At 64.4% G+C, this 22116-nt stretch carries 20 protein-coding genes; 12 read left to right on the top strand and 8 right to left on the bottom strand.

The features are described from left to right. Positions 1–5 precede the first annotated feature (5 nt). The 3 genes from QZY03_RS27675 to QZY03_RS27685 all read left to right on the top strand — a co-directional run bounded on the left by QZY03_RS27675 (position 6) and on the right by QZY03_RS27685 (position 4624). The gene (locus QZY03_RS27675; protein ID WP_295586898.1) at positions 6–2336 is read left to right on the top strand and encodes an alkaline phosphatase; all 2331 of its coding nucleotides are present in this window, start codon (positions 6–8) and stop codon (positions 2334–2336) included. A gap of 68 nt (positions 2337–2404) precedes the next feature. Next, positions 2405–3817 carry a BREX system Lon protease-like protein BrxL gene (gene brxL, locus QZY03_RS27680; protein ID WP_295586900.1) on the top strand — a complete coding sequence of 471 codons (1413 nt, stop codon included), beginning with the start codon at positions 2405–2407 and terminating at the stop codon, positions 3815–3817. Between the two features lie 174 nt (positions 3818–3991). Continuing rightward, a complete protein-coding gene (locus QZY03_RS27685) occupies positions 3992–4624 on the top strand; it encodes a hypothetical protein (RefSeq protein WP_295586901.1) in 633 nt (210 codons plus the stop codon). A 124-nt stretch (positions 4625–4748) separates the two neighbouring features. On the opposite strand, the gene QZY03_RS27690 is transcribed toward QZY03_RS27685, so the two are convergent. The 7 genes from QZY03_RS27690 to QZY03_RS27720 all read right to left on the bottom strand — a co-directional run bounded on the left by QZY03_RS27690 (position 4749) and on the right by QZY03_RS27720 (position 12819). Then, a complete protein-coding gene (locus QZY03_RS27690; RefSeq protein ID WP_295586903.1) occupies positions 4749–5339 on the bottom strand; it encodes a class I SAM-dependent methyltransferase in 591 nt (196 codons plus the stop codon). Positions 5340–5599: 260 nt separating this feature from the next. Continuing rightward, positions 5600–5815 carry a zinc-finger domain-containing protein gene (locus QZY03_RS27695; protein WP_295586905.1) on the bottom strand — a complete coding sequence of 72 codons (216 nt, stop codon included), beginning with the start codon at positions 5813–5815 and terminating at the stop codon, positions 5600–5602. A 90-nt stretch (positions 5816–5905) separates the two neighbouring features. Next, positions 5906–6829: a branched-chain amino acid transaminase gene (locus tag QZY03_RS27700; protein ID WP_295586906.1), complete on the bottom strand. Its 924-nt coding sequence runs from the start codon at positions 6827–6829 to the stop codon at positions 5906–5908. A 78-nt stretch (positions 6830–6907) separates the two neighbouring features. Next, positions 6908–9790, bottom strand: a complete 2883-nt coding sequence (gene glnE, locus QZY03_RS27705; protein WP_295586908.1) for a bifunctional [glutamate--ammonia ligase]-adenylyl-L-tyrosine phosphorylase/[glutamate--ammonia-ligase] adenylyltransferase — start codon at positions 9788–9790, stop codon at positions 6908–6910. Positions 9791–9899: 109 nt separating this feature from the next. After that, positions 9900–10811 (bottom strand): D-hexose-6-phosphate mutarotase, encoded by a 912-nt coding sequence (locus QZY03_RS27710; protein WP_295586910.1) that lies wholly within the window; start codon positions 10809–10811, stop codon positions 9900–9902. Between the two features lie 230 nt (positions 10812–11041). Further along, positions 11042–11674 (bottom strand): hypothetical protein, encoded by a 633-nt coding sequence (locus QZY03_RS27715; RefSeq protein WP_295586912.1) that lies wholly within the window; start codon positions 11672–11674, stop codon positions 11042–11044. 122 nt (positions 11675–11796) lie between these two features. Next, positions 11797–12819: a CDP-6-deoxy-delta-3,4-glucoseen reductase gene (locus tag QZY03_RS27720; protein ID WP_295586914.1), complete on the bottom strand. Its 1023-nt coding sequence runs from the start codon at positions 12817–12819 to the stop codon at positions 11797–11799. 35 nt (positions 12820–12854) lie between these two features. Between QZY03_RS27720 and QZY03_RS27725 the strand changes: the two genes are divergently transcribed. The 7 genes from QZY03_RS27725 (at position 12855) to QZY03_RS27755 (ending at position 16420) form a co-directional block, all read left to right on the top strand. After that, positions 12855–13790 (top strand): SDR family oxidoreductase, encoded by a 936-nt coding sequence (locus QZY03_RS27725; protein ID WP_295586916.1) that lies wholly within the window; start codon positions 12855–12857, stop codon positions 13788–13790. A gap of 109 nt (positions 13791–13899) precedes the next feature. Then, positions 13900–14298, top strand: a complete 399-nt coding sequence (locus QZY03_RS27730; protein WP_295586918.1) for a Rap1a/Tai family immunity protein — start codon at positions 13900–13902, stop codon at positions 14296–14298. Between the two features lie 50 nt (positions 14299–14348). Continuing rightward, a complete protein-coding gene (locus QZY03_RS27735) occupies positions 14349–14582 on the top strand; it encodes a glycine zipper domain-containing protein (RefSeq protein ID WP_295586920.1) in 234 nt (77 codons plus the stop codon). A 76-nt stretch (positions 14583–14658) separates the two neighbouring features. Then, entirely contained in the window at positions 14659–15060 is a 402-nt protein-coding gene (locus QZY03_RS27740; protein ID WP_295586922.1) for a Rap1a/Tai family immunity protein, read from the top strand. A 66-nt stretch (positions 15061–15126) separates the two neighbouring features. Continuing rightward, positions 15127–15384 carry a glycine zipper domain-containing protein gene (locus QZY03_RS27745; protein WP_295586924.1) on the top strand — a complete coding sequence of 86 codons (258 nt, stop codon included), beginning with the start codon at positions 15127–15129 and terminating at the stop codon, positions 15382–15384. Between the two features lie 13 nt (positions 15385–15397). Next, entirely contained in the window at positions 15398–15628 is a 231-nt protein-coding gene (locus QZY03_RS27750) for a YMGG-like glycine zipper-containing protein (RefSeq protein WP_295586925.1), read from the top strand. A 429-nt stretch (positions 15629–16057) separates the two neighbouring features. Then, positions 16058–16420: an RNA-binding protein gene (locus QZY03_RS27755; protein WP_295586927.1), complete on the top strand. Its 363-nt coding sequence runs from the start codon at positions 16058–16060 to the stop codon at positions 16418–16420. Between the two features lie 136 nt (positions 16421–16556). Here the strand turns inward: QZY03_RS27755 and ubiD are convergent, their stop codons facing one another. Continuing rightward, positions 16557–18035, bottom strand: a complete 1479-nt coding sequence (gene ubiD / locus QZY03_RS27760) for a 4-hydroxy-3-polyprenylbenzoate decarboxylase (protein WP_295586929.1) — start codon at positions 18033–18035, stop codon at positions 16557–16559. A gap of 757 nt (positions 18036–18792) precedes the next feature. On the opposite strand from ubiD, the gene pflB reads away from it, so the two are divergent. Both pflB and pflA read left to right on the top strand, forming a co-directional pair. Continuing rightward, positions 18793–21111: a formate C-acetyltransferase gene (pflB, locus tag QZY03_RS27765; RefSeq protein ID WP_295586931.1), complete on the top strand. Its 2319-nt coding sequence runs from the start codon at positions 18793–18795 to the stop codon at positions 21109–21111. Continuing rightward, on the top strand, positions 21095–21856 hold the full coding sequence (gene pflA / locus QZY03_RS27770) for a pyruvate formate-lyase-activating protein (RefSeq protein WP_295586933.1): 762 nt from the start codon (positions 21095–21097) through the stop codon (positions 21854–21856). Before pflB ends, pflA begins: the two co-directional genes overlap by 17 nt. Positions 21857–22116: the final 260 nt, after the last annotated feature.

Here is a 22116-nt window from a genome sequence, read left to right on the forward strand (position 1 = left end):
TGTCCATGGCCGTACGCATCATGGTCGATGATCTGGGCCTCTGCCAGGCCGAGGACGCCGAAGCCGTCTTGTCCCCGGAGGTGGCCGCGCTCCACGCCGTCCGGGAGCGTATCCGCCATCGTCTGCGCGCCCCTGAGCCCACACCCTTGGTCCTGCGCATGTCATCGGCGATCTTCCGGCGCTTCGCGGACCTGGAAGGACAACCGGGGCTGGTGGTCCAGCGCCTCTCGCCCCGGCGTGCCCTGCGCGAGCGGTTGGGCTGCCCGCTGCCCCCATGGCTGGGCGACGAACTGATCGCCTTGCTCGGAGCGTTTCCCGAAGACCGCCGGGCAGCGGGCGCGGAGACCGACCCCACGGACCGGGTCCTGATGCTCATCAACTTGGCCCAGGCGCAAGCCCCCGACACGGCGTCCATACTCGGCGCCCTGTCCCAACAGGCGCCCGAGATGAATGCCTTACTGGCTGTCCCGCAGGTGCGGCAACGGCTCCAGGAACGGTTCGAGTCGACTGGGATCGCTGCTGCGACGGAACTGCTGGCCCTGTTTGTGGATGGTCCGCCAACGCCCAGGGAGGCGTATCGCGTCCTCGCTCTGGCGGTGGTGCGCGAGCGCCTGGACGAGCTGATCGCTCGCGATGGTTTGTCCGCGGAATCTGCTCTGCCGCCGCGCCTTTGCTCTCGCAATCTGGTGCGCCAACTACCCCGGTTACCGGTCGCGGAGTCGGACGCGGCGCCTTATCCGGACCTGGTACGGCGCCTATTGCTTCAGGCCGAACGCAGGACCCACGATGGGCTCCCGGTCCAGTCACTCGCCGACTATGTGGTGGCGGATTGGCCGGGGCTGTGCGAGTGTCTCCAGGCACTGTTCGAGCAAAACCCAGGGATCGCCAGTGCGCCCTTGGTCCTGGCGCTCAGCGACCCCCTGATCAATCACACCGGAGTCCTCGCCAGGGACCTGGCCGTGCGTATGCAGGAGTATCTGGCCCATGCCCATTGCGACCCGCTGCCGCGCGATGCCTCGGTGAACGAGGTCATGCGCTGGAGCGAACGCTATTTCCGGTATGCGATCGGCACCTTCGAACGTCATGCGGAACCCGACGCAGCGGTCGGTGTCAGTTTCGCCCGCTGGGTGACGGAAGAACAAACGCGCATCATCCAGTCTGAACACGACTGGCGGGTGGTCGCACGCACGGTGGAACAGGAACTGGCCGGCGGGAACCTGGTGATTCTCTGTGTTATCGACGCCTTAGGCGCCATCCATACGGACCTGGTGGAGTTGGAGTTGCGGCAACGGCTGGCGGATCAGGCCGCACCGGTTATCAAGACGCTCTTCGCCCCCCTGCCCACGATCACCGAGGTGGGTAAGATCGGGGTCTTGACCGGATGGGATAGGGCCAGCTCAACGGCGGATTATGAAAGGGCACTGCGCGAGCGTTTCGCGGACCAGCTTGCCGCGCCCGAGTCGTTACAGATCGTCAAGAGTTGGAAAGACTTCCACGAAGCGCTGCGGCCGGGAACTCGACTCCTGGTGTGTCTGGACAATCGGGTGGACGACGACCTCCATCAATGCACGGAATTTCGTCTGCATCGCGAGCGGGTGCGTACGGTTGCCGCGCAACTCGCCGGGCTGATCGTCGATTGGCAACTCGACGCCGCGCGCTTCGGTCTGAAGGCGACCATCATGATCACGGCCGATCATGGCGCGACCAAGGTCTCGCACAGCCGTCAGCCACTGCCCGGCACCACCCCGGTTGAACGCCGTTTGCTTCAGGTCGCCGCGGCGCCTGAGTCCGTTCCGGCTGGATTCGCCTACGTTGGGGCGGACACTGCGGGTGGCGGCTGGCTAATCCCGCATGAGCGGGTTGCGTTCGGATCGACCGCGACCCTGCTGCATGGGGGGCTGACCCCCGAGGAGGTGTTGATCCCCTTTATCCTGATCACTCGGGACGGCGCGGGGTCTGCGGTGGCGCTACGTCTGTCGGCAGCCGAGTCGCGTTGCCACGCGGCAACCAAGGGCTGGCACGCGACCCTCTGTCTTGAAAATTCGACGAATGACAGCTTCTTCAATCTGAAGGTCGTCGCCCGTCCACCCTTTGCCGGAGAGGGTCAGTTGATCGCCCGTCTCGGTTCCTACGAAACGCTACCGGAGATCATCCTCAAGCTCACGTCGACTGTCGAGCAGCAGGGCAAGACGCAAGTACCCTTCGAACTGCGCTACCAAACCGGGAGTCAGGCGTCCTATGAGCACTTGTCGTTCCACCTGGATTTAGACCTCGGCGTGCACCTGATCGAACACACCGCTGCCGCCCGCGAGTTCGACAATTTCTTCGATCTCTGAACTCATGATCGAGACTGGAGTTTTACTGGCGACTGGCGTTATCAGGGTGACATCAAGAGTGAGTGACTATGGCGATTATCACTGATCTGGACTTTAAGATTGTCGAACTTCTCGGCGATCTGACGATCGACAAGGAGCGGGTACGTAATCTCCACATTCGCGAGGCACGGACCGTGACGACGTTCGTCGAGGAGTGGCTGGTATCACGTTATGAACGGCCGGACAAGAAAGACGACGCGGTCTATCAGGAAATCACGGCTTTCATGACCCAACACCTGCCCACCAAGACCGAAAAAGAGGGCCTCAAGAATCGGATCGTCAATGGTGACTCAGTGGTCGTTCTCGATCGCTTCACCGTGCGCGTCGATGTGTCCAAGGGTAAGCGCTTGGTCAGCATCCCCTGTCTAGACGAGAGTCGGGCCGAGGCCAGCAATGTCCTCTTAGATGAGCATCCCGGCCTTCTGAGCGGAGGCCAGTGGGGAGCCGGTCGACTCGCACTGCGATCGGACGGCAAAGACCGCAACGTGATCGAGTTGATCGAGTTTCGACCTATGCAATCCGGTCAGGTCCGCTTGCAGGCCCTGATCGATGCCCGCCAAGGATTCGATACCGAAGAATGGCTGAGAGTGCTGATTCGCACCATGGGCTATGAGCCTGAAGCCTATAGCGAGAACCAGCGGCGGAACCTCGTTCTGCGGCTGCTACCCTTGGTGCAAAAGAACTTGAACATGATGGAACTGGCACCTAAGGGAACCGGTAAGTCATTCGTTTTTTCTAATCTGAGTCGCCACGTCTGGCTCAACAGCGGCGGGGCCTTGACCCGAGCGCAACTGTTCAAGAACCTGAGTACGCGGGAGGAGGGTTTGCTCGCCCGCTTTGACCTACTGGTTTTGGATGAGGGTCAGTCCATCGAGTTCAAGGGGGAGAGCGACATCCATGCTAAGTTCAAGGATTACCTGGAGTCCGGCCATTACACGATCGGCCATGATAAGATTACCAGCGAGTGCGGCTTGATGGTCCTGGCAAATATCGAGTTGGACTACCGCGGATTGCCAACGCGGCCTGATTTCATACGCCAGTTGCCCGAGATGTTCCATGACGACGCGCTGCTCGACCGCTTTCACGGTATCGTGGCCGGGTGGAAGATTCCACGCATCACCAACGCCCATTTCGCCCAGGGGCCGGGCATCAAGGCTGATGTCTTCGGCGAGTATGCGCACCAGATCCGTACCGCCAGTTCAGCGATTTTTCCCTATGGCCAGGTGCCGTCGCTGCAAGGCGACACCCGTGACTCCAAGGCCATTGAGCGGTTAGCGCGGGCGTTGTCACGGCTGTTCATGCTGAATCCGGAGCACTCCGATTACGATGACTACGTTCTCAAGCCCGCTATCGGACTGCGCGAGCGCGTCAGAACCCAGCTTGCGGCGTTGAATCCAAGTGAGTTCTCACCGCAGGTCAAGATCGAGGTCGCCGATCATTGATCATGCTGACGGTTCTGCGCCGGGTTGCGCAATGCGCACGGCGGCGGACGGCGGCTCACGCGGGAGTGGTTCAGCGTATGCTGTCACGCTGAGCGAATCCGGTTGCAACGCAAGCTGACGGCTGATCGCTGACCGCTTTTTTCCATACTTATTTTTTCAAAGGGGTAAATGTCAATGGCACTTGATCAGAAGGCCTTGCAGAAGAAGCGGGCCAAGCGGGAGATGAAACGCAAGCAGGCGAGACAGGGGGCTTCCGGCCAGTCGGGTGTCCTGTCCAAGGCGCGCGAGTGGGCGGCAGCGGTGCGGGCGCCGATCGCGGACGTTCTGGTACCCTCGAGCCTGTTCGAAGCGGGGATCGGCACCGTGTGGATCAGCCGGCTGTTGCCGGATGGCCGCTATGCGTTGGCTGGAATCCTCGTTGATACCTACTGCCTGGGTGTCAAGAACGCGCTCTTCAAGATCTTCGAGGGTGCGGAGTATCCCGCATTCCTGGACAAGATACAGGACGGTCCCGTGGGCGAACTCGTGCGGCAGGAGCCGGCCTACGCGCGCAAGCTGGTCGAGGATGCGGCGGCCTATGCCAGGAATCTCGGTTTCGAGCCGCATCCGGACTACCGGATCGCCGGGTTGATTTTCGGTGATATCGACCCGGCCGAGTGTCCGGTCGACTTCACCTTCGGGATGAACGGTCGGCCCATGTATATCGAAGGACCGGACGATAACCCGGCCATGCAGCGGCGCATTCTGAAACAGCTCGGACAGGCGGCGCTGCGCCAAGCGGACGCCGGCGTCGATCAAATCAGCTAGGCCTGGCGGGCCTCGATCAAGATTCCGGCCACTTGGACTCGCCGGGTGCGTAGTCAGGCCATCCTGGCCTGAGATCGTCAGGGCTGGAAGCCCTGACTACGCACGCCGCTGGCCGGGATTACGATCAAGGCCGCCTGGCGCGGCGCAGGACCACGGTGAAGTCTTCACGCAGATAGCCGGTCTCGATGGCGCAGACGGCCCCCAGGTCCTGGGCGAGGGCGAGCATCTCGTCCGGTTCCCAGTAGTTGAAGGTGTCGCAATCGTCGAGGCCGCGGAGCAGGTTGAAGAGAAAGCCGCCGCGCGAGGCCGCCAGACAGCGCGCGATGAATTGCCGGGTCTCATCGCGGGTGAAGGTGTTCATGGCGCCGCTGCAGACGTAGTAGTCGGCCTCCGGCAGTGGGTCTTGCAAGGCGTCGAGCAGCAGGATTTCCTGGCGCGTGCGGGCGCGGGCGAGTTCGACCATGGGGGCGACCACGTCGATGCCGAGATAACGTCCCGGCAGTGCCCCTGCCGATTTCAGGTAGGTATAGAAGTCGCCCATGCCGCAGCCGACATCGACCAGGGTCAGGTCGGCCGGATCCGCGGGCAGCAAGCGGCGCAGCACATCGAACCGGACGCGTTGGGTGTGCGCCGATTCCCAATGGGCGCCCTCGGCGTTATGGCCGTAGCGCTCCAGTGCCAGACGGTAGAAGGCGTCGGTGTCGACTCTGGGCATGGGGCTTGGCCTGTGCGGCTCTGATGAAACCGCGTGATTGGCGAATTGGCATCGATCAAGATTCCGGCTCGCCGGGTGCGTAGTCAGGCCATCCTGGCCTGACACCGTCAGGGCTGGAAGCCCTGACTACGCACACCGCTGGCCGGGATTACGATCAAGGTCGGCGAACTATACCGGTCGTTGTTGGTTTTTCGTATTTCGTAAGCTGATGCTTGATGACTCTAACGAAAAACGAAAAACCGTTCGGTATAACGGCGGGCTCAGTCGACAAGTCGGTAATGGGCCCCGCAGTAGGGGCAGACGGCGGTGCCGTCGGGGGTGTTCTCGATCGGCAGGTAGACGCGCGGGTGCATGTTCCACAGTTTGTCGGCATGGCGCGGGCAGCACAGCGGCAAGTCGGCGCGGCTGACCGCGATGCTGTTTGCACTCTGATGCGCGGCGGTCGTGTTGGCTGGCTGAGCGGCGGCCTGGTGCATTGGGGGCTCCGGTGTCTGGATACGGTTGCGGCGCGTCCGGATCGGCGCTGACCCGGCGTCACGCCGGATCCGGGCCGGTCCGGAATCGGGTCAGGCCAGGGTCAGCCACTCCGGGTGCGTGTCCCGGCGGCCATGGACCTGATCGAAATAGAGCGTTTGCAGGCGCTCGGTGAGCGGGCCGCGGCCGCCCTTGCCGATGGTGCGGTTGTCGACCTCGCGGATCGGCGTCACCTCGGCGGCGGTGCCGGTGAAGAAGGCCTCGTCGGCAATATAAACCTCATCGCGTGTGATGCGCTTCTCCACCACCCGCAGACCCAGTTCCTCGCATAGGGCAAAGACGGTGCGGCGGGTGATGCCGTCCAGGGCGGAGGTCAAATCCGGGGTGTAGAGGACCCCGTCGCGCACGATGAAGATATTCTCGCCGCTGCCTTCCATGACATAGCCGGAGGTGTCCAGCAGCAGGGCTTCGTCATAGCCGTCGCGCATGGCCTCCTGCAGCGCCATCATGGAGTTCATGTAGTTCCCGTTGGCCTTGGCGCGACACATCGTGATGTTCACATGGTGACGGGTAAAGGACGACACGCGGATGCGGATGCCGTTCTTCATGTTGTCTTCACCCAGATAGGAGCCCCACTCCCAGGCGGCGACCATGCAGTGGACCTTGAGGTTGTCGGCGCGCAGGCCCATGCCCTCGGCGCCGTAGAAGCACATCGGACGGATGTAGGCGGAGGCGAGCGCGTTCTCCCGCACCACGGCACACTGCGCGGCCTGCAGGGCCGCGCGGTCCCAAGGCATGGGTATCCCCAGGATGTGGGCCGAATTGAACAGCCGGTCCGTGTGCTCCTGAAGACGGAAGATGGCCGCGCCGCGGTCGGTCTGATAGGCGCGGACGCCCTCGAAGACGCCCATGCCGTAGTGCAGGGTGTGGGTCAGGACATGCACCTTGGCCTCGCGCCAGGGCACCATCTCACCGTCCAGCCAGATCAGACCATCACGGTCCGCCATCGTCGCCATGTGCTACTCCGCTCGGGTCGGGGCCGGTGCCCCGCCGTGGTTGATTCCAGAAAAGTGCCGGTCGGCCGGCGTGCCCCTTCAATCGCCCATCAACTCCTGCCACAGGCCGCGGACGCGCGCGCGCTCCGGGAGCAGGGCGTCGTCGGGTACCGTCTTGGGTTGATCCTGCAAGGTACTGCGATGATAGGCGCCACGCAGGGCCTTGTAGGCCTCCGTGAGATCGGCCGTGGTTTGACCGGGCAGCAGGTTCAGCCGGGCCAGGGTTTCGAGTTGACGGATGTTGTCGGTCCAGAATGCCAGGTCCGGGTACTGCGCGGCCCACCGCAGGACCGAGTATTGAACCATAAACTCGATGTCGGCAATACCGCCGCGCCCTTGCTTGAGGTCGAAACGTCCGCGCCCGCTCTTGTCCAGGTTGTCGCGCATGCGTGCGCGCATCGCCCGGACATCCTCGCGCAGTGTCTCGGGATCGCGCGGCCGGCAGATGATCGCGTGGCGGATCAAGCCGTAGCGCTCGGCCAACGCGGCGTCGCCGGCCGTCGGCCGGGCGCGGATCAACGCCTGGTGTTCCCAGGTCCAGGCACTGTGTTCCTGATAGTCGGCGAAGGCGGTGAGTGAGCGCACCAACATGCCCTTGTTGCCGTCCGGGCGCAGGCGCATGTCCAATTCGTAGAGGATGCCCGACGGAGTGTGCGCGGTCATCATGTGGATCATGCGCTGGCCGAGCCGGTTGTAGAACTGCTCGGCGCTGATGGGTTTGGGTCCGTCGGTCTCGGCACCGGGCTGGATGCTGCCGTGGAGAAACACCAGGTCGAGGTCGGACCCGTAGCCCAGCTCCAGCCCCCCGAGCTTGCCGTAACCCAGCACCAGCAGGCCGGTGTCGGCGCCCTGCAGGCCCGCGGGCCGGCCGTGGCGCCTGGCCAGATGGGCGAAGGTCAGCGTCAGGGTGCGGGCGACCGCGACCTCGGCGATCTCGGTGAGGTAATCGCTGACCTTCATCAGTGGCACCACGCCGGTCAGGTCGGCGGCGGCCACCCGCAGCATGTTGCCGTGGGCGAACTGACGCAGCCGCTCCATCTGCTGGTCCAGGTCTTCCGCGTCGATCGGGGCGAGCAGGGCGGCCAGCTCCGCCTCGAGGTCATGGCGCCGCTGGGGGGTATAGAGTCGGCGCGGGTCGATCAGCTCGTCGAGCAGCAGCGGCTGGCGGACGATTTGCTCCGCGATCCAGGGGCTCATGCCGGTGAGCCGCGCGAGCTGCGTGAGGGCCATCGGCCGCTCCATCAGCATGGCCAGATACGCCGTGCGCCGCACCACCGACTCCAGCACGCGCAGGACGCGCTCCAAGGCCAGGTCCGGCGCCTCGCTGGCGGCAATGACCTGCAGCGCCAGCGGCAGCAACTGGTGGAGCCGCTCTCCGCCGCGGGTGCTCAGTCCCTTGCGGGCGGTGGCGTCGCGGAAGGTACCCAGCCGCTGCCAGGCCGCCTGAGGGTCCGTAAAGCGCGCGGCGGCCAGGACCTCCAGGGCGCGCGCGTCGTCCAGGGTGCCGCGCCACAGCGCGGTGAGGTCCGGGTCCAGGCCGGCGGGCTCGGTCGGGGGGGCCGCGAAGACCTGATCGAATTGATTCTGGACGCATTGCCGGTGCCCATCCAGGTCCTTGGCGAAGGTCTCCCAGTCGGCACAACCCATGGTGCGCGCCAGCCGTAACCGCCCCAGGTCATCGGCGGGCAGCAGGTGGGTTTGCCGGTCCCGGTAGGCCTGGATGCGGTTCTCCACCAGGCGCAGGAAACAGTAGGCGTCATCGAGTTGCTGCACGGCGACGGCCGGCAGCCGCCCGCGCTGTCCGAGCAGGGTCAGCACCCGGCGGATCGGGCGGGTCTGCAGGTCCGGATCGCGTCCGCCGCGCACCAACTGAAAGGCCTGGCCGATGAACTCGATCTCGCGGATGCCGCCCGGACCGAGCTTGATATTGGCGTCCATGCCTTTCTTGTAGAGTTCCTTGGCGATCATCTGCTTGAGATCACGCAGGGAGTCGATGGCGCCGAAGTCGAGATAGCGCCGGTAGACGAAGGGCCGCAGCAGGTTCTCGAGGGCGGCGACGGCCGGCGGGTCGCCGGTCAGGACGCGCGCCTTGATCATGGCGTAGCGCTCCCACTCGCGCGCCTGGGACTGGTAATAGTCCTCCAGCGCATCGAGCGCCATCACCAGTGGGCCGGCGTCGCCAAAGGGACGCAGGCGGGTATCCACGCGGAAGACGAAGCCGTCGACGGTCTGGTTGTCGAGCGTCTGCACCAGGCGCTGGGCGAGCCGCAGGAAGAACTGTTGATTGGTCAGTTCGCGCGGTCCGCCGCTCACCTGGCCTTGGGCGGGAAAGGCGAAGATCAGGTCGATGTCGGACGACAGATTCAGCTCGCGCGCCCCGAGCTTGCCCATGCCGATGACCAGCAGGTGTTGCTCGCGGGCCGGGCCGCCCGCCACGTCGGCCGGGTTAGCGGGATCGACCGGTGTACCGAGTTCGGCGCGCGTCCAGTCGTGGAGCCGCGCCAAGGCTTCGCGGATGCAGCAGTCGGCCAGTTCCGAGAGGTCTTCCAGGGTTTCGTCCAACCCGGCCAGGCCGCCCAGGTCGCGCCAGATGATGCGCGTCTGCTCGCGGCGGCGGAAACGCCGCAGGGCGCGCTGCAGGGCCGGCTCGTCGGTCACGCCGGCCAGCGCGCCGGCCAGCCGGGACGCGAGGTCACTGGGCTGATAGACCCGATCCAGATCGCCGCAGTCCAGCAGATCGGCGAACTCGGCCGGGTGGCGGGCCGCGGCCTGAGCGACGTATTCGCTGCCTTCCCAGACGCGCGTGCGGATAGCATCGAACACGGGGGCGGCGGGCCGCGCGCGGCCCTGGGTGGCGGCCCAGTCCAGCCACTGCTGCCACAGGCGGTCGGGGGCTTCCTGAAGTGCCGGCTCCGCGATCATCGTGTCCTGAATACCTGAGTAACCCGGTTCGGTGATCGGGAATGCCTGGTCCGCACCGGCCGCGGGACGTCCGGGTTCGCGTGGTTGCGCGGGCGCACCGGGCTGGCCTTCACAGGGGCTCGATGGCGTAATCGGCCTCCACCCGGGTCTCGCCGCCGCCGGGGACATCGATCACCTCGGAGGCGGTGTTGACGGTCTCTACGCACAGCATGAGGCGATAGTCCTCATCGGCCAGGTCATCCATGGCGCGGGCGGTCGCCACCCACGGGTTCCACACCACGCAGGTGGCGCTGTGGCGGCTGTTGATGCGGATGCGCCGCTCCAGCACCGGGTCTTCAATGGTCAGGGCCGGCGGCACCGACTCGTAGATACGGTTGACCTCGGCGGCGATCGTGATCGGCCCCTCCTGGGTGCGGATGGCGTTCTGCGCCCCGGCGGCCTTATCGATGTAGTTGCAGTCTTCCAGGCCCAGCACGCGCACCCGGGTGGCGTCGCCGACGCTGAAATAGGTGTGCAGGCCCTGGGTGATCTGGAAGGTCCGATCACCGGCATTGCGGGTGATCAGTTCCACACCCAGGGTGGCGCCGACGGTGATTTCCACCAACAAATTGAAATAATAGGGCCACAGGGCGCGGGTCCGGGCGTCGTCGGCCACGCCCAGGGTGATGCGGGTGGCGCCGCTCGGCAGCGTGCTGGTCGCCAGGACCGACCAGGGCCAGGCGCGCACGAAGCCGTGGGCCGGCCGGTCCAGTCCCGCGGGGTCGGCGCCGAACCAGGGCCAGCAGATCGGGATGCCGCCCTTGATCGCCTTACTCGGCGCGAAATAGGCGCGCTTGCTGACGAACAGCAGGTCGGTCGCGGCGCCCGCCGGACGGTAGGCCAGGACCTGGCCCGCGTAAGGTGAGACCAGGGCGGTCGCCAAGCCGTTGTCGATCTCGATCATGGTCAGACCGCCGCGTCCCGTGGTGAAACGCAGGGTTCCGCTGATCCCGAAATCAGCATTGAGAATGTCGATGTCCAAGATGAAGACTCCGGAAATGGGGTGTCCGCCGGGGGTTCATGGATCCTGCCCGAGAAGACGCAGGGTACCGCTCACGGGTGAAAACGGAAAGCTTAGAGCGATCCATGTGTTTACGCCAGAATCACAGCGCCGCCGCACCCCTGCCGATGATGCGGTACCGTTCAACAATCGCATTGGCTCGGTCAGGACTCGGGAATCCCTCTGGGGAGCGGCGTCCGTACAGACACCCGCTACTTGGGCAGGAATCCGGCCTCCGCCAGGCTGCGGATGATGGTCTCGATGACCTCGTTGATGGTGGTTTTCTCGGAGCCCGGGTCCATGGGCTGTGACCGCGCGGACCAGACCAGCTTCTCGCGGGCGACGTCATAGAGGTTGGTCTCGAGCTGGAGCACCGGGAAGTTGGCGTAATAGCCGGGTTCGGTGACATAGCCGTGGACCCGCTGGTAGTAGGGGTAGAGACTGCCGGAGAGGCTGGGGCTGACGAAGTTGCGGGACTGGACTTGGCTGGAGCGCCCGCCCACCAGGTGAGTGATGACGACACCTTGTGCGCCGGTGCCGGCAACCGCGCGCTTCACCGCCTTGACGTCCCCGAGACCGCCATCGGGCAGCAGGCCATGGCCGGCGCGCGCCGAGACCCCGCGTGCACGCAACGCGGCAACGAAATTCACCTCATAGGCGCGCCGCACCTTGCCGTTGGCCGCGACGCCGAACACGACCAGATTGCGGTAGGGCTTGGGTGTGACTCCGGGCGCGCTCCAGGTCACGGGAGCCGGGTTCGACGCGCAGCCGTTGACCAGCAGGGTAAGCAGGATGGCGCTGCACAGGGCCAGGGAGGCGGCGATGCCGGTTCGGGCTGGGCGCATGGCGATGATCCTCTAATGGCAGTCGGGAAGGTTCCCGTCCGGCCGCGGAGTTTGACCGCGAACGGGTCGCAGAGGCAAGGACCGCGGGGTTGATCGGCCGTCGCGAACTGTGTGTTGCCGGCTCAGCCGCCCGCTGCCGCGCGGGTCTCCGGGGCATATTCGAAGGCGTCGGAGAACAGGTGATCCCGAGGCAAGCCGCGGGCCTCGAAGGCGCGGCGGCCGGCCTCCACCATCGGCGGCGGCCCGCTCAGGTAGCAGTCGAATCCGCTCAGATCCGCGTGATCCGCCGCGACCGCCTCATGGACGAATCCGGTTCGTCCCTGCCAGTCCGGGTCGGGCTCCGAGAGGACCGGGGTGTAGGTGAAGTGCGGGTGCGCCCGCGCCCAGGCGAGCGGCAGGTCGGGGAGATAGAGATCGCGGCGCGCCCGCACCCCCCAGTAGAGTTGCATGGGGCGTTCGATCCCGATATGGAAGGCGTGCTCGATCATGGCTTTGAGCGGCGCGAAACCAGTGCCGCCGCCCATCAAAATGATCGGGCGGTCGGTGTCCTCGCGCAGAAAGAAAGTGCCGAGCGGTCCCTGGATGCGCAGGATGGTCTTTTCCTGCAAGTCATTGAACACATAGTCCGTGAACTGGCCCTGGGGCACGTGGCGCACATGCAATTCGATGGCCGCGTCGTCATGAGGGGCGTTGGCAATGGAGAAGGCGCGTTTGCGCCCGTCACGCAGGATGAAGTCCAGATACTGACCGGCGAAGAACTGGAGCCGCTGCTGCTCCGGCAGTTTCAGATAGAGGCGCACCACGTCATGACTCAGGTGCTCCTTACGGACGACGCGGCACGGCAGGGTCCGGACCTCGATCTGGGCGACGCCGCGGATCTGCGTCACGCCGAGGACCAGATCGGCCGTCGGGACCGCCTGGCAGGTAAGGCAGGTCCCCGGCGGTTTGCCTTCCAGGCCGCTCGTCGTGCCGCTCGGATAGTCGACCTGACCGGCGATGAGCTGGGCGGCGCAGGAACCGCAGGTGCCGTTGCGGCAGCCGTAAGGCAGCCCCACGCCCTGGCGCAGCGCGGCGGCGAGAATGGTCTCGCCGGGCGCCGCGTCGAAGTGCTGGTCGGCCGGCTCGGTGCGGATCTGGAAGCTCATGTCAGTCGACCGCCTTTGCGCCGGCGCGCCTTTGGGTGAATAATCCGAACGGATTACAAAGAAATGACTTCGGCGGGATTGTGGACGAAATCATCATTGTCGGCTGCGGATATGTGGGCACGCGTCTGGCCCGCCAATACCTGGACCTTGGCCTGTCCGTGACCGGTCTGGTGCAGAGTCCCGCCGGGGTCGAGCGCCTGGGCGCCGCCGGGATCCCGGCGCGTCGCGTCCAACTGGCGCAGGGCAGCCTGACGGCAACGGAGCCCCTTGGCGCCCTGGACGGCGCCCGCGTCTTCCATCTGGCGCCGCCGTCGGTCGCGGGCAGCGAGGACCAGCATACCCGCTGTCTGGTCGATGCGTTCGCGCGGACCGGTCACCCGCGCCGGGTGGTCTACATCAGCACCACCGGTGTCTATGGCGACTGTCAGGGGGCCTGGGTGGATGAGTCCTGGCCGGCCCGCCCCGGGGCCGATCGCGCGCGCCGCCGCTGGGATGCCGAGCAGACCCTGAGGCGCTGGAGCGCGGCGAGCGGGGGTGAACTGGTGATCCTGCGGGTCGCCGGAATCTACGGCCCGGACCGGCTCCCGTTGGAGCGTATCCGCCAGGGCCAGCCGCTGGTGCGGCCGCAGGAGTCGCCTTTCAGCAACCGCATCCATGTGGACGATCTGGTTGCGGCCTGTGTCGCCGCGATGGAACGCGGCCGGCCGGGTGCCGTTTACAATGCGTGTGATGACGCGCCGAGCACCATGACCGACTATTTCCTGGCGATTGCCGACGCCGCGGGTCTGGCGCGCCCGCCATTGATTCCGATGGCGGAGGCGGCCGGTCAGGTCTCCGCCGGGATGCTGTCCTACCTGGCTGAATCGCGACGTCTGCGCAATCGCAAGCTGCGCGAGGAGTTGGGTTTGAGTCTGCGGTATCCCAGTCTGGCGGACGGGCTGCGCGCCTGTGGCATCGTGCGTGGCGACTGACAGCGGGATGACAAGCAGCTAGACTTCAAGTCCGCTCGGGCGCTGTTCAGGGGTTACCTGGACCCGTCCGGCGGTCGTTTTCGACCAGATCGAGCCAGGAGACTTATCCGTGAGCCCAACCATCCGATCGTCCGCCTTGGCGACCGCCCTGATCGCGGTCATGTCGCTGTCGGCGCCAGTCAGCGCTGTGGATGACAGCAGCTTCAACTACGAAACCACCAAGGATCTGCTCGCCGTCTGTGCCGCCGGCATGGATGCGCAGGCTCAGGTCGCGGCGGCTTTCGGCTGCCGCGCCTTCATTGAAGCGACGGTGCAGTACCACGACGCGGTCAGCGACCGTAAGAAGATGAAACGGCTGATCTGCTACCCCAAGGATGCCACCATTGCCGGTGCCCGCGACGTTTTTCTCGCCTGGGGTCAGAAGAACGCGGACAACGCCAAACGGATGAACGAACTGCCCGTCGTAGGTCTGGTGCGGTCTCTGGCGCAGGCGTACCCCTGCCGATGAGCCGCCCGGTTCAACATTTCTTCTCGTCGCATCATTACCCGGAGCTTTTCATGAAACCGATCGCCATTCTCCTCCTTGCCGCGGCTGCCGGGCTGGCAATGACCGGCTGCGGCGACACCTCCCGTGCGCGGGTCGCCACCGGGACCGGCATGGGTGCCGCCACCGGTGCCATCATCGGCTCGTTCAGCGCGAATGCCGGCACCGGCGCCCTGATCGGCGCCGGGGTCGGTGCCCTGGGCGGCGTCCTGGTGGACGAGCACGCCCGCGGCAGCTTCAATAACTGAGATCATCCGCCGGTCCGTCGCTGCGACGGGCCGTTTTGCCGCGGCCACGCGTAACAATTCCTTAAGGACCCGATCGATGCAAGCCAACTCAGCGTTCATTCATGCCCTGGCTGCCGCCGGGATTGCCTTGGCCTTGGGCCAGCCGGCCGTGGCCGTGGAAAATGCGGATTTCCGCTTCGATACCACCAAGGACCTGTACGCCGTCTGCGCGGTGCCGTCCAACGCTGCCGAGTATCCGATGGCACACCAGGCGTGCCGTGCGTTCATCGAGTCCGCAGTGCAATACCACGATGCAATCAGCAAGCCGAAGCAGATGAAGCGACTGATCTGCTATCCGGCGAACGCCACCATCGAGGAGGGTTTGTCGGCCTTCAATGCCTGGGCTGCGGCCAAGGCCGGTGACGCGACGCTGATGGGCGAGCCGCCGGTGGTTGGTTTGATCCGCGCACTCGCGGCCAAGTATCCTTGTAAGGGCTGACCCGCCGCGTCCCAGGCGCCCCCGGTCGCGGCCGCGGGCAACCTTTCTCAGATACCAGGAACTCTCATGAACACCTTTGCGATAAAGACTGTCGGCGTCCCCAAGGCCCTGATCGGCGCGGTCCTGATCACCACGCTGCCGCTGGCCGGATGCGGCAACACGACCGGGACACGTTCAGCGACCGGTGCGCTCATGGGTGCCGCGGGCGGTGCGCTGATCGGTTCATTGACCGCTCAAGCCGGGGCCGGCGCCCTGATCGGGCTCGGCGTGGGCGCCCTCGGCGGCTACCTCTATGACCAGCACCTCAAAGGCAATATCGACTGATCGGGAGGCGCCGGTGAAGGCTATTGTCGTGACCGTCCTGCTCACGGCCGCCCTGGTACTCTCCGGTTGCGGGACCACCGCTCGGGCCAGGCAGGCCAGTGGGACGGCCTTGGGCGCCGGCGTCGGCGCGATCATTGGGTCTTTGAGTGCCGATGCCGGTCAGGGCGCCCTGCTGGGCGCCGCCATTGGCTCCCTGGGCGGGGTGTTGATGGACGAGTATCGTACCGGTGGGTTCGGTCCCTAGCGTTTCGTTGCGTTTTTTTACTCAAACGACGGTTGACGCACCGACCCTGATACACTACTTTTCGCCCTGTTTCCATTGCCGCCAGACGCCAGGGTTCCAATCGACCGACAAGACACTACCCTATCGCCCCTCCGGAGTCCCTCCCGGGGCATGTCTTTGGGACCCGACCCGTCCGAAAGCCGAAGTCAGCGCCGATGCAGGCGCCGTCTGAAGGTTGCCGGACCCACTCCCGATCCATCCCCAGGCCCGATTCCGATCGCGCGATGCGGTTTGTCTCCGCGTGTCCTACCCTTGTGGCATCGCATACCGCATGTGCGGCATGCCGTCGGCAGCGACGGCGGGCAGTTCTCAGTTTCCGACGAGCGGACTTGTGTATTGGTCGCTCGGCGGGTTTCCTCCGACCAATGCACACGAACGTGAGAGACAGCGATGAGGATCTACGTAGGCAACCTGTCGTATAGCGTCACTGATGAGGATCTGCGCGAGGCCTTCGGCGAATACGGCGAACTCGCCGCCGCCGAGGTCATCAAGGACAAATTCTCTGGTCAGTCCAAAGGATTTGGGTTTGTCGATATGCCCAACAACGCGGATGCGGATACCGCAATCAAGGAGTTGAACGAGTCCGTCTACAAGGGCCGTAAGCTCACCGTCAACGAGGCCCGTCCGCGCGAGCAGAATCGTCCGCGCGGCGGCGGCGGAGGTGGCGGGGGAGGCGGTGGTTGGGGCGGCGGCGGTGGCGGGCGCGACCGTGATCGCGACGGCGGCGGCCGTGAGGGTGGCGGGCGCTACTGAAGCCGGAACCTGGTTGACGGATCGGCCGCTGGCGTTTGCGGGCGACCGATCCTGAAGTTGCTTGAGGCGCGTTGGTGTCGTTGTCGAAGAAGCGATTCAACGACTATTTCCCGCTCCACGCCCCGCGCCAGACCGGTCATGCGCGCGGACCATCAATGCCCAGATCCCCCCAGATTCGATCGACCCGTTCGCGCACCGCGTCATCCATACGAATCGGGCGTCCCCACTCGCGCGTCGTCTCCCCAGGCCATTTGTTGGTCGCGTCGAATCCGATCTTGGACCCGAGACCCGACACCGGCGAGGCGAAGTCGAGATAGTCGATCGGGGTATTCTCGATCAGCACCGTATCGCGTGCCGGGTCCATGCGCGTGGTCATGGCCCAGATGACATCCTTCCAGTCGCGGGTGTTCACATCGTCGTCCACCACGATGACGAACTTGGTGTACATGAATTGCCGCAGAAAGGACCAGACGCCCATCATCACGCGCTTGGCATGGCCTGGGTATTGCTTCTTCATGCTGACGACGGCGAGCCGGTAAGAACAGCCCTCGGGCGGCAGATAGAAGTCCTCGATCTCCGGGAATTGCTTTTTCAGGATTGGCACGAAGACCTCGTTCAGTGCGACCCCGAGGATGGCGGGCTCATCCGGCGGCCGGCCCGTGTAGGTGCTGTGATAGATCGGGTCGGCGCGCTGGGTGATGCGGTCGATGGTGAAGACCGGGAAGCGGTCGACCTCGTTGTAATAGCCGGTGTGGTCGCCGAACGGGCCTTCGGGCGCCAGATCGTCCGGATGGATGTGGCCCTCAAGGACGATTTCGGCGCTGGCCGGGACTTGCAGGTCGGAGCCCAGGCAGGCGGCCAGTTCGGTCCGGCTGCCGCGCAGCAAGCCCGCGAAGGCATACTCCGACAGGGTGTCGGGCACCGGTGTCACCGCCCCCAGGATGGTCGCCGGGTCAGCGCCCAGGGCCACCGAAACCGGGAAGGGCTGGCCCGGATGCGCGCGCTGGAAGTCCCGAAAATCCAGGGCCCCGCCGCGATGGGCGAGCCAGCGCATGATGACGCGGTTGGGTCCCAGCACCTGCATCCGGTAAATGCCGAGATTCTGTCGCGACTTCTCCGGGCCGCGGGTCACCACCAGGCCCCAGGTGATCAGGCGCGCGGCATCTCCAGGCCAGCAGTGCTGGATCGGGTAGCGTCCCAGGTCGACCTGATCGCCAACGAAGACCTGCTGCTGACAGGGGGCGTTGCGTCGCACCTTCGGAGCCATGTCCAGGACTTTCTTGAAGATCGGCAAGGCGGCCCAGGCTTCACGCATGCCCTTGGGCGGGTCCGGCTCCTTGAGGAAAGCGAGCAGTCGCCCGACCTCGCGCAAGGCTTCGACCGACTCCTCGCCCATCCCGAGCGCGACCCGCTTGGGCGTGCCGAACAGGTTGCCCAGCAAGGGAATCCGTGACCCTTTGGGCCGCTCGAACAGGAGCGCGGGACCGCCGGCGCGCAGGGTGCGGTCGCAGATCTCGGTGACCTCGAGGTAGGGATCGACCTCGGCCCGGACGCGCTTGAGTTCGCCGCGTCCTTCCAGTTGCTCGATGAAGTCACGGAGATCGGCGTATTTCATGGGCTGAGGTCGGCTGAGTGCGGGCCGGCATGATCGGGCATTGCGCGGCTCGGCTCAAGCCGCGGGCGCCTCAGTCGTACTTGATGTCTGAAACCCCGCAAACCTGAGTGTGCTTGTCTGGTATCTGACATTCCAGGGGGCTGTGCGGTTGCAGGCGCGGATCAAGAGGGCTTCCCCGATGCGATTTCTCCTGATATACTATCGGCATAAATATTGCTTTAATATGACAAAGCAAGTTGGACCGTAGGTCAGCCGGGCGCTGCTGTACCGGATCTTCGTACGTGCCGACCGTTGCCGCGAACGAACGCATGTGTGTACCCGAGGGTTTCATTCTCGTTCTAGGTCCGGCCGTTGCGGTTTGGCAGGCGGGTTGTATCGGTGACCGGGTTTGCGGGTTCCAGGCCGACCACGTCTCGCAAGATCGTTGGTCGGCTATACCCTTAAAAAATGACTACTTGAATAGTAATATGAAAGCCCAACTTCGCCAGCCTTGTGCAGGCTGGGGCTTGGCAAACTTCCAGCCGCGAATGAACTTCACAGCACCGATGATCAGCCCTGTCTCGTTTGACGCGGCTGGCATTTAGGCGATTCGTGTAGAATTGCCGAGTGCGGACGCGATCCCCGGTTCGCCGGGAGAATGTGTGCCGCAGATGAAGACCGCGCAGACGGTCGTAGTGCGCTGACCGAGGGCCCGAGGCCAGGCGGCTCAGCCAAGCTGTCCACCAAGACGACCAAAGAGATCTAGAGGAGCATCCCGATGACCAGACAAGACCACGAGAGCGCCGCGCTCGCCGACGACGAGCAGACGTGGGGCAAAGGCAATACGCCCGAGGTCTCATGGGCGGGCTTTACTGCCGGTCCCTGGCAGCACGAGATCGACGTGCGCGATTTCATCCAGCGCAACGTCACGCCCTATACCGGCGACCATCAGTTCCTGGCGGGCGCCACCAAGGCCACCAAGGCGCTATGGAACCGCGTAATGGAACTGCGCAAAGAAGAGTTCGAGAAAGGCGGCGTACTGGATGCCGACACCAGCGTGCCGTCGGACCTGCTGTCGCATGGTGCGGGCTATATCCAGCCATCGCTCGAATCGATCGTCGGCCTGCAGACCGACAAGCCGCTCAAGCGGGCGATCATGCCCACCGGCGGCGTCAAGATGGTGGTCGATGGGCTCAAGGCCTACGGCTATAAGATCGATCCGGCGATCCAGGAAATCTTCGGCCGCTATCGCAAGTCGCACAATCAGGGGGTCTTTGACGCCTATACGTCCGAGATGCGGGCGATCCGCAAGTCCGGCATCATCACCGGTCTGCCGGACGCCTATGGCCGTGGGCGGATCATCGGCGACTACCGCCGCGTTGCCCTGTATGGTGTCGATCGCCTGATCGCCGAGCGTGAAGAGCAGAAAGACATCAGCGACGCGGCGCGCATGAGCGAAGAGGTCATCCGTGAGCGCGAGGAGCTCAGCGATCAGATTCGCGCGCTGAAAGACCTCAAGGTGATGGCTGCCAAGTATGGCTATGATATCTCCGGACCGGCCAACACGGCCCAGGAAGCCATCCAGTGGCTCTATTTCGGTTATCTCGGCGCCATCAAGGAGCAGAACGGTGCCGCCATGTCGCTGGGGCGTACCTCGACCTTCCTCGACATCTACGTGGAGCGCGATCTGAAGGCGCGTCGCCTGACCGAGAGCGAGGCGCAGGCGCTGTTCGACCAGTTTGTAATCAAGCTGCGGCTGGTGAAGTTCCTGCGGACGCCGGATTATGACGCGCTGTTCTCGGGCGACCCGACTTGGGTGACCGAGTCCATCGGCGGCATGAGTTCCGACGGCCGCACGCTGGTGACCAAGTCGTCCTTCCGCTTCCTGCATACGCTCGAGACCCTGGGCGCTGCGCCGGAGCCGAATCTGACGGTCCTGTGGTCGCACGCGCTGCCGCAGGGTTTCAAGGATTTCTGTGCGCTGACCTCCATCCGCACCTCATCGATCCAGTATGAGAACGATGACCTGATGCGCGGTTTCTGGGGGGACGACTACGGCATTGCCTGCTGTGTGTCGCCCATGCGGATCGGCAAGCAGATGCAATTCTTCGGCGCGCGCGCCAATCTTGCCAAGTGCATGCTCTACGCCCTGAACGGTGGGCGCGACGAGTTGACCGGCGAGCAGATCGGGCCAGCCCTGGAGCCGATTTCCTCCGACGTGCTGGACTACGACGAGGTGATCGGACATTTCCTGCCGATGATGGACTGGCTGGCGCGAACCTATGTCGGCGCGCTCAATGTCATTCATTACATGCATGACAAATATTCTTACGAGCGGCTGGAAATGGCGCTGCATGACAAGGATGTGCTGCGCACCCTGGCCTGCGGCATGGCCGGCTTGTCCGTGGTGGCCGACTCGCTGGCCGCGATCAAATACGCCAAGGTCACGGCGGTGCGTGACGAACGCGGCCTCGCCCAGGACTTCATCATCGAGGGCGATCCGCCGCGCTTCGGCAACAACGACGAGCGAGTCGACGCGATTGCCCGCTGGGCCATGGAAGCCTTCATGGAGAAGCTCAAGAAGATCCCGGCCTATCGCAATGCGGTGCATACCCAGTCGATCCTGACCATCACCTCCAATGTGGTCTACGGCAAGAAAACGGGGGCAACGCCGGACGGACGCAAGAAGGGTGAACCCTTTGCGCCCGGCGCCAATCCGATGAGCGGCCGTGACTTCAAGGGTGCCCTGGCGTCCATGTCCTCGGTGGCCAAGTTGGATTACCGCCATGCGCAGGACGGGATCTCCTACACCTTCTCGATCGTCCCGAGTGCGCTCGGACCAGTGGAGTCGGACCAGATCGCCAATCTGACCGGGTTGCTGGACACCTATTTTGGTTTGAATCCACACAGCAACGGCGCTCAGCACATCAATGTCAACGTGCTGGAGCGTGAAGCCCTGCTGGATGCCATGGAGCATCCGGAGAAGTATCCGCAGCTCACCATCCGGGTGTCGGGGTACGCGGTTAACTTTGTCAAGCTGACGCGCGAGCAACAGCTCGATGTGGTCAACCGCACCTTCCATGGCTGCTGTGCCTGAAGTCACTGCGGTGGACGGCTACGTCCACTCCGTTGAGACCGCCGGGACCGTTGACGGTCCCGGCGTGCGCTTTGTCGTGTTTCTGGCCGGCTGTCGTCTGACCTGCCTCTATTGCCATAACCCGGACACGCAAAAGCTCGGTGGCGGGCGGCTCCTATCGAGCCGTGCGTTGCTGCAGGAGATCGCGGAGTACAAGCCCTATCTGATGCATACCCACGGCGGGGTGACCGTCAGCGGCGGTGAGCCGCTGGTGCAGCCCGCGTTCGTCGAGGCGGTCTTTCAGGGCTGCAAGGATCTGGGGCTGCACACGGCATTGGACACCAGCGGTTTTCTCGGCGCACGTGCGTCGGATGCGCTGCTCGATGCCACTGATCTGGTGTTGCTCGATATCAAGTCCGGTCTGCCCGGGTTGTATCAACGGGTGACCGGCGTGCCGCTCCAGCCGACGCTGGAGTTCGCCCGACGACTGGAGGCCAGGAAGCAACCGGTCTGGGTGCGATTCGTTCTTGTTCCCGGTCTGACCGATGGCGAGGACAACATCCGTGCCGTTGCGCGCATCGTGGCCAAACTCACGAATGTCGAGCGCGTCGAAGTGTTGCCCTTCCATAAAATGGGCGAGCACAAGTGGGATGAGATGGGCATGGAGTACAAGCTCAAAGCGACGCCATCGCCAACCAGGGAGCAGCTTGAGCACGCGGATGCAATATTCCGTGCTGAGGGTGTGGTGACCGCGTCGTCAGGGTAGTGCGCGCAATGCTCCGGGCGATCCGCAGCGCGCGTTGTGGCATCGTTACCCGAGTCGCCGCGCCGGACCTGCGGCTCCCAAGCCCCGACCCGCTTGGCTGAGCGGATTCGGTTGCAGATTAAGAGGATATCCGGAACAAAATATGCTAAAACTGACAAATCCTATAATTTACAACGCTTAATCTATCAAGTGCCGAAAGCGCCGTATTGTCAGAGTTCAGTAACATATCAAGAAATTGCAAACGGTTGTCTTTAATATGC

It is taken from the genome of uncultured Lamprocystis sp., assembly GCF_903933125.1.
GTDB lineage: Bacteria > Pseudomonadota > Gammaproteobacteria > Chromatiales > Chromatiaceae > Thiodictyon.

Excerpts from the sequence above, each read along its gene's own strand:
- QZY03_RS27675 (WP_295586898.1), top strand. The coding sequence starts at position 6 with ATGGCCGTACGCATCATGGTCGATGATCTGGGCCTCTGCCAGGCCGAG.
- brxL (WP_295586900.1), top strand. The coding sequence starts at position 2,405 with ATGGCGATTATCACTGATCTGGACTTTAAGATTGTCGAACTTCTCGGC.
- QZY03_RS27685 (WP_295586901.1), top strand. The coding sequence starts at position 3,992 with ATGGCACTTGATCAGAAGGCCTTGCAGAAGAAGCGGGCCAAGCGGGAG.
- QZY03_RS27690 (WP_295586903.1), bottom strand. The coding sequence starts at position 5,339 with ATGCCCAGAGTCGACACCGACGCCTTCTACCGTCTGGCACTGGAGCGC.
- QZY03_RS27695 (WP_295586905.1), bottom strand. The coding sequence starts at position 5,815 with ATGCACCAGGCCGCCGCTCAGCCAGCCAACACGACCGCCGCGCATCAG.
- QZY03_RS27700 (WP_295586906.1), bottom strand. The coding sequence starts at position 6,829 with ATGGCGACGATGGCGGACCGTGATGGTCTGATCTGGCTGGACGGTGAG.
- glnE (WP_295586908.1), bottom strand. The coding sequence starts at position 9,790 with ATGATCGCGGAGCCGGCACTTCAGGAAGCCCCCGACCGCCTGTGGCAG.
- QZY03_RS27715 (WP_295586912.1), bottom strand. The coding sequence starts at position 11,674 with ATGCGCCCAGCCCGAACCGGCATCGCCGCCTCCCTGGCCCTGTGCAGC.
- QZY03_RS27720 (WP_295586914.1), bottom strand. The coding sequence starts at position 12,819 with ATGAGCTTCCAGATCCGCACCGAGCCGGCCGACCAGCACTTCGACGCG.
- QZY03_RS27735 (WP_295586920.1), top strand. The coding sequence starts at position 14,349 with ATGAAACCGATCGCCATTCTCCTCCTTGCCGCGGCTGCCGGGCTGGCA.
- QZY03_RS27740 (WP_295586922.1), top strand. The coding sequence starts at position 14,659 with ATGCAAGCCAACTCAGCGTTCATTCATGCCCTGGCTGCCGCCGGGATT.
- QZY03_RS27745 (WP_295586924.1), top strand. The coding sequence starts at position 15,127 with ATGAACACCTTTGCGATAAAGACTGTCGGCGTCCCCAAGGCCCTGATC.
- QZY03_RS27755 (WP_295586927.1), top strand. The coding sequence starts at position 16,058 with ATGAGGATCTACGTAGGCAACCTGTCGTATAGCGTCACTGATGAGGAT.
- ubiD (WP_295586929.1), bottom strand. The coding sequence starts at position 18,035 with ATGAAATACGCCGATCTCCGTGACTTCATCGAGCAACTGGAAGGACGC.
- pflB (WP_295586931.1), top strand. The coding sequence starts at position 18,793 with ATGACCAGACAAGACCACGAGAGCGCCGCGCTCGCCGACGACGAGCAG.
- pflA (WP_295586933.1), top strand. The coding sequence starts at position 21,095 with ATGGCTGCTGTGCCTGAAGTCACTGCGGTGGACGGCTACGTCCACTCC.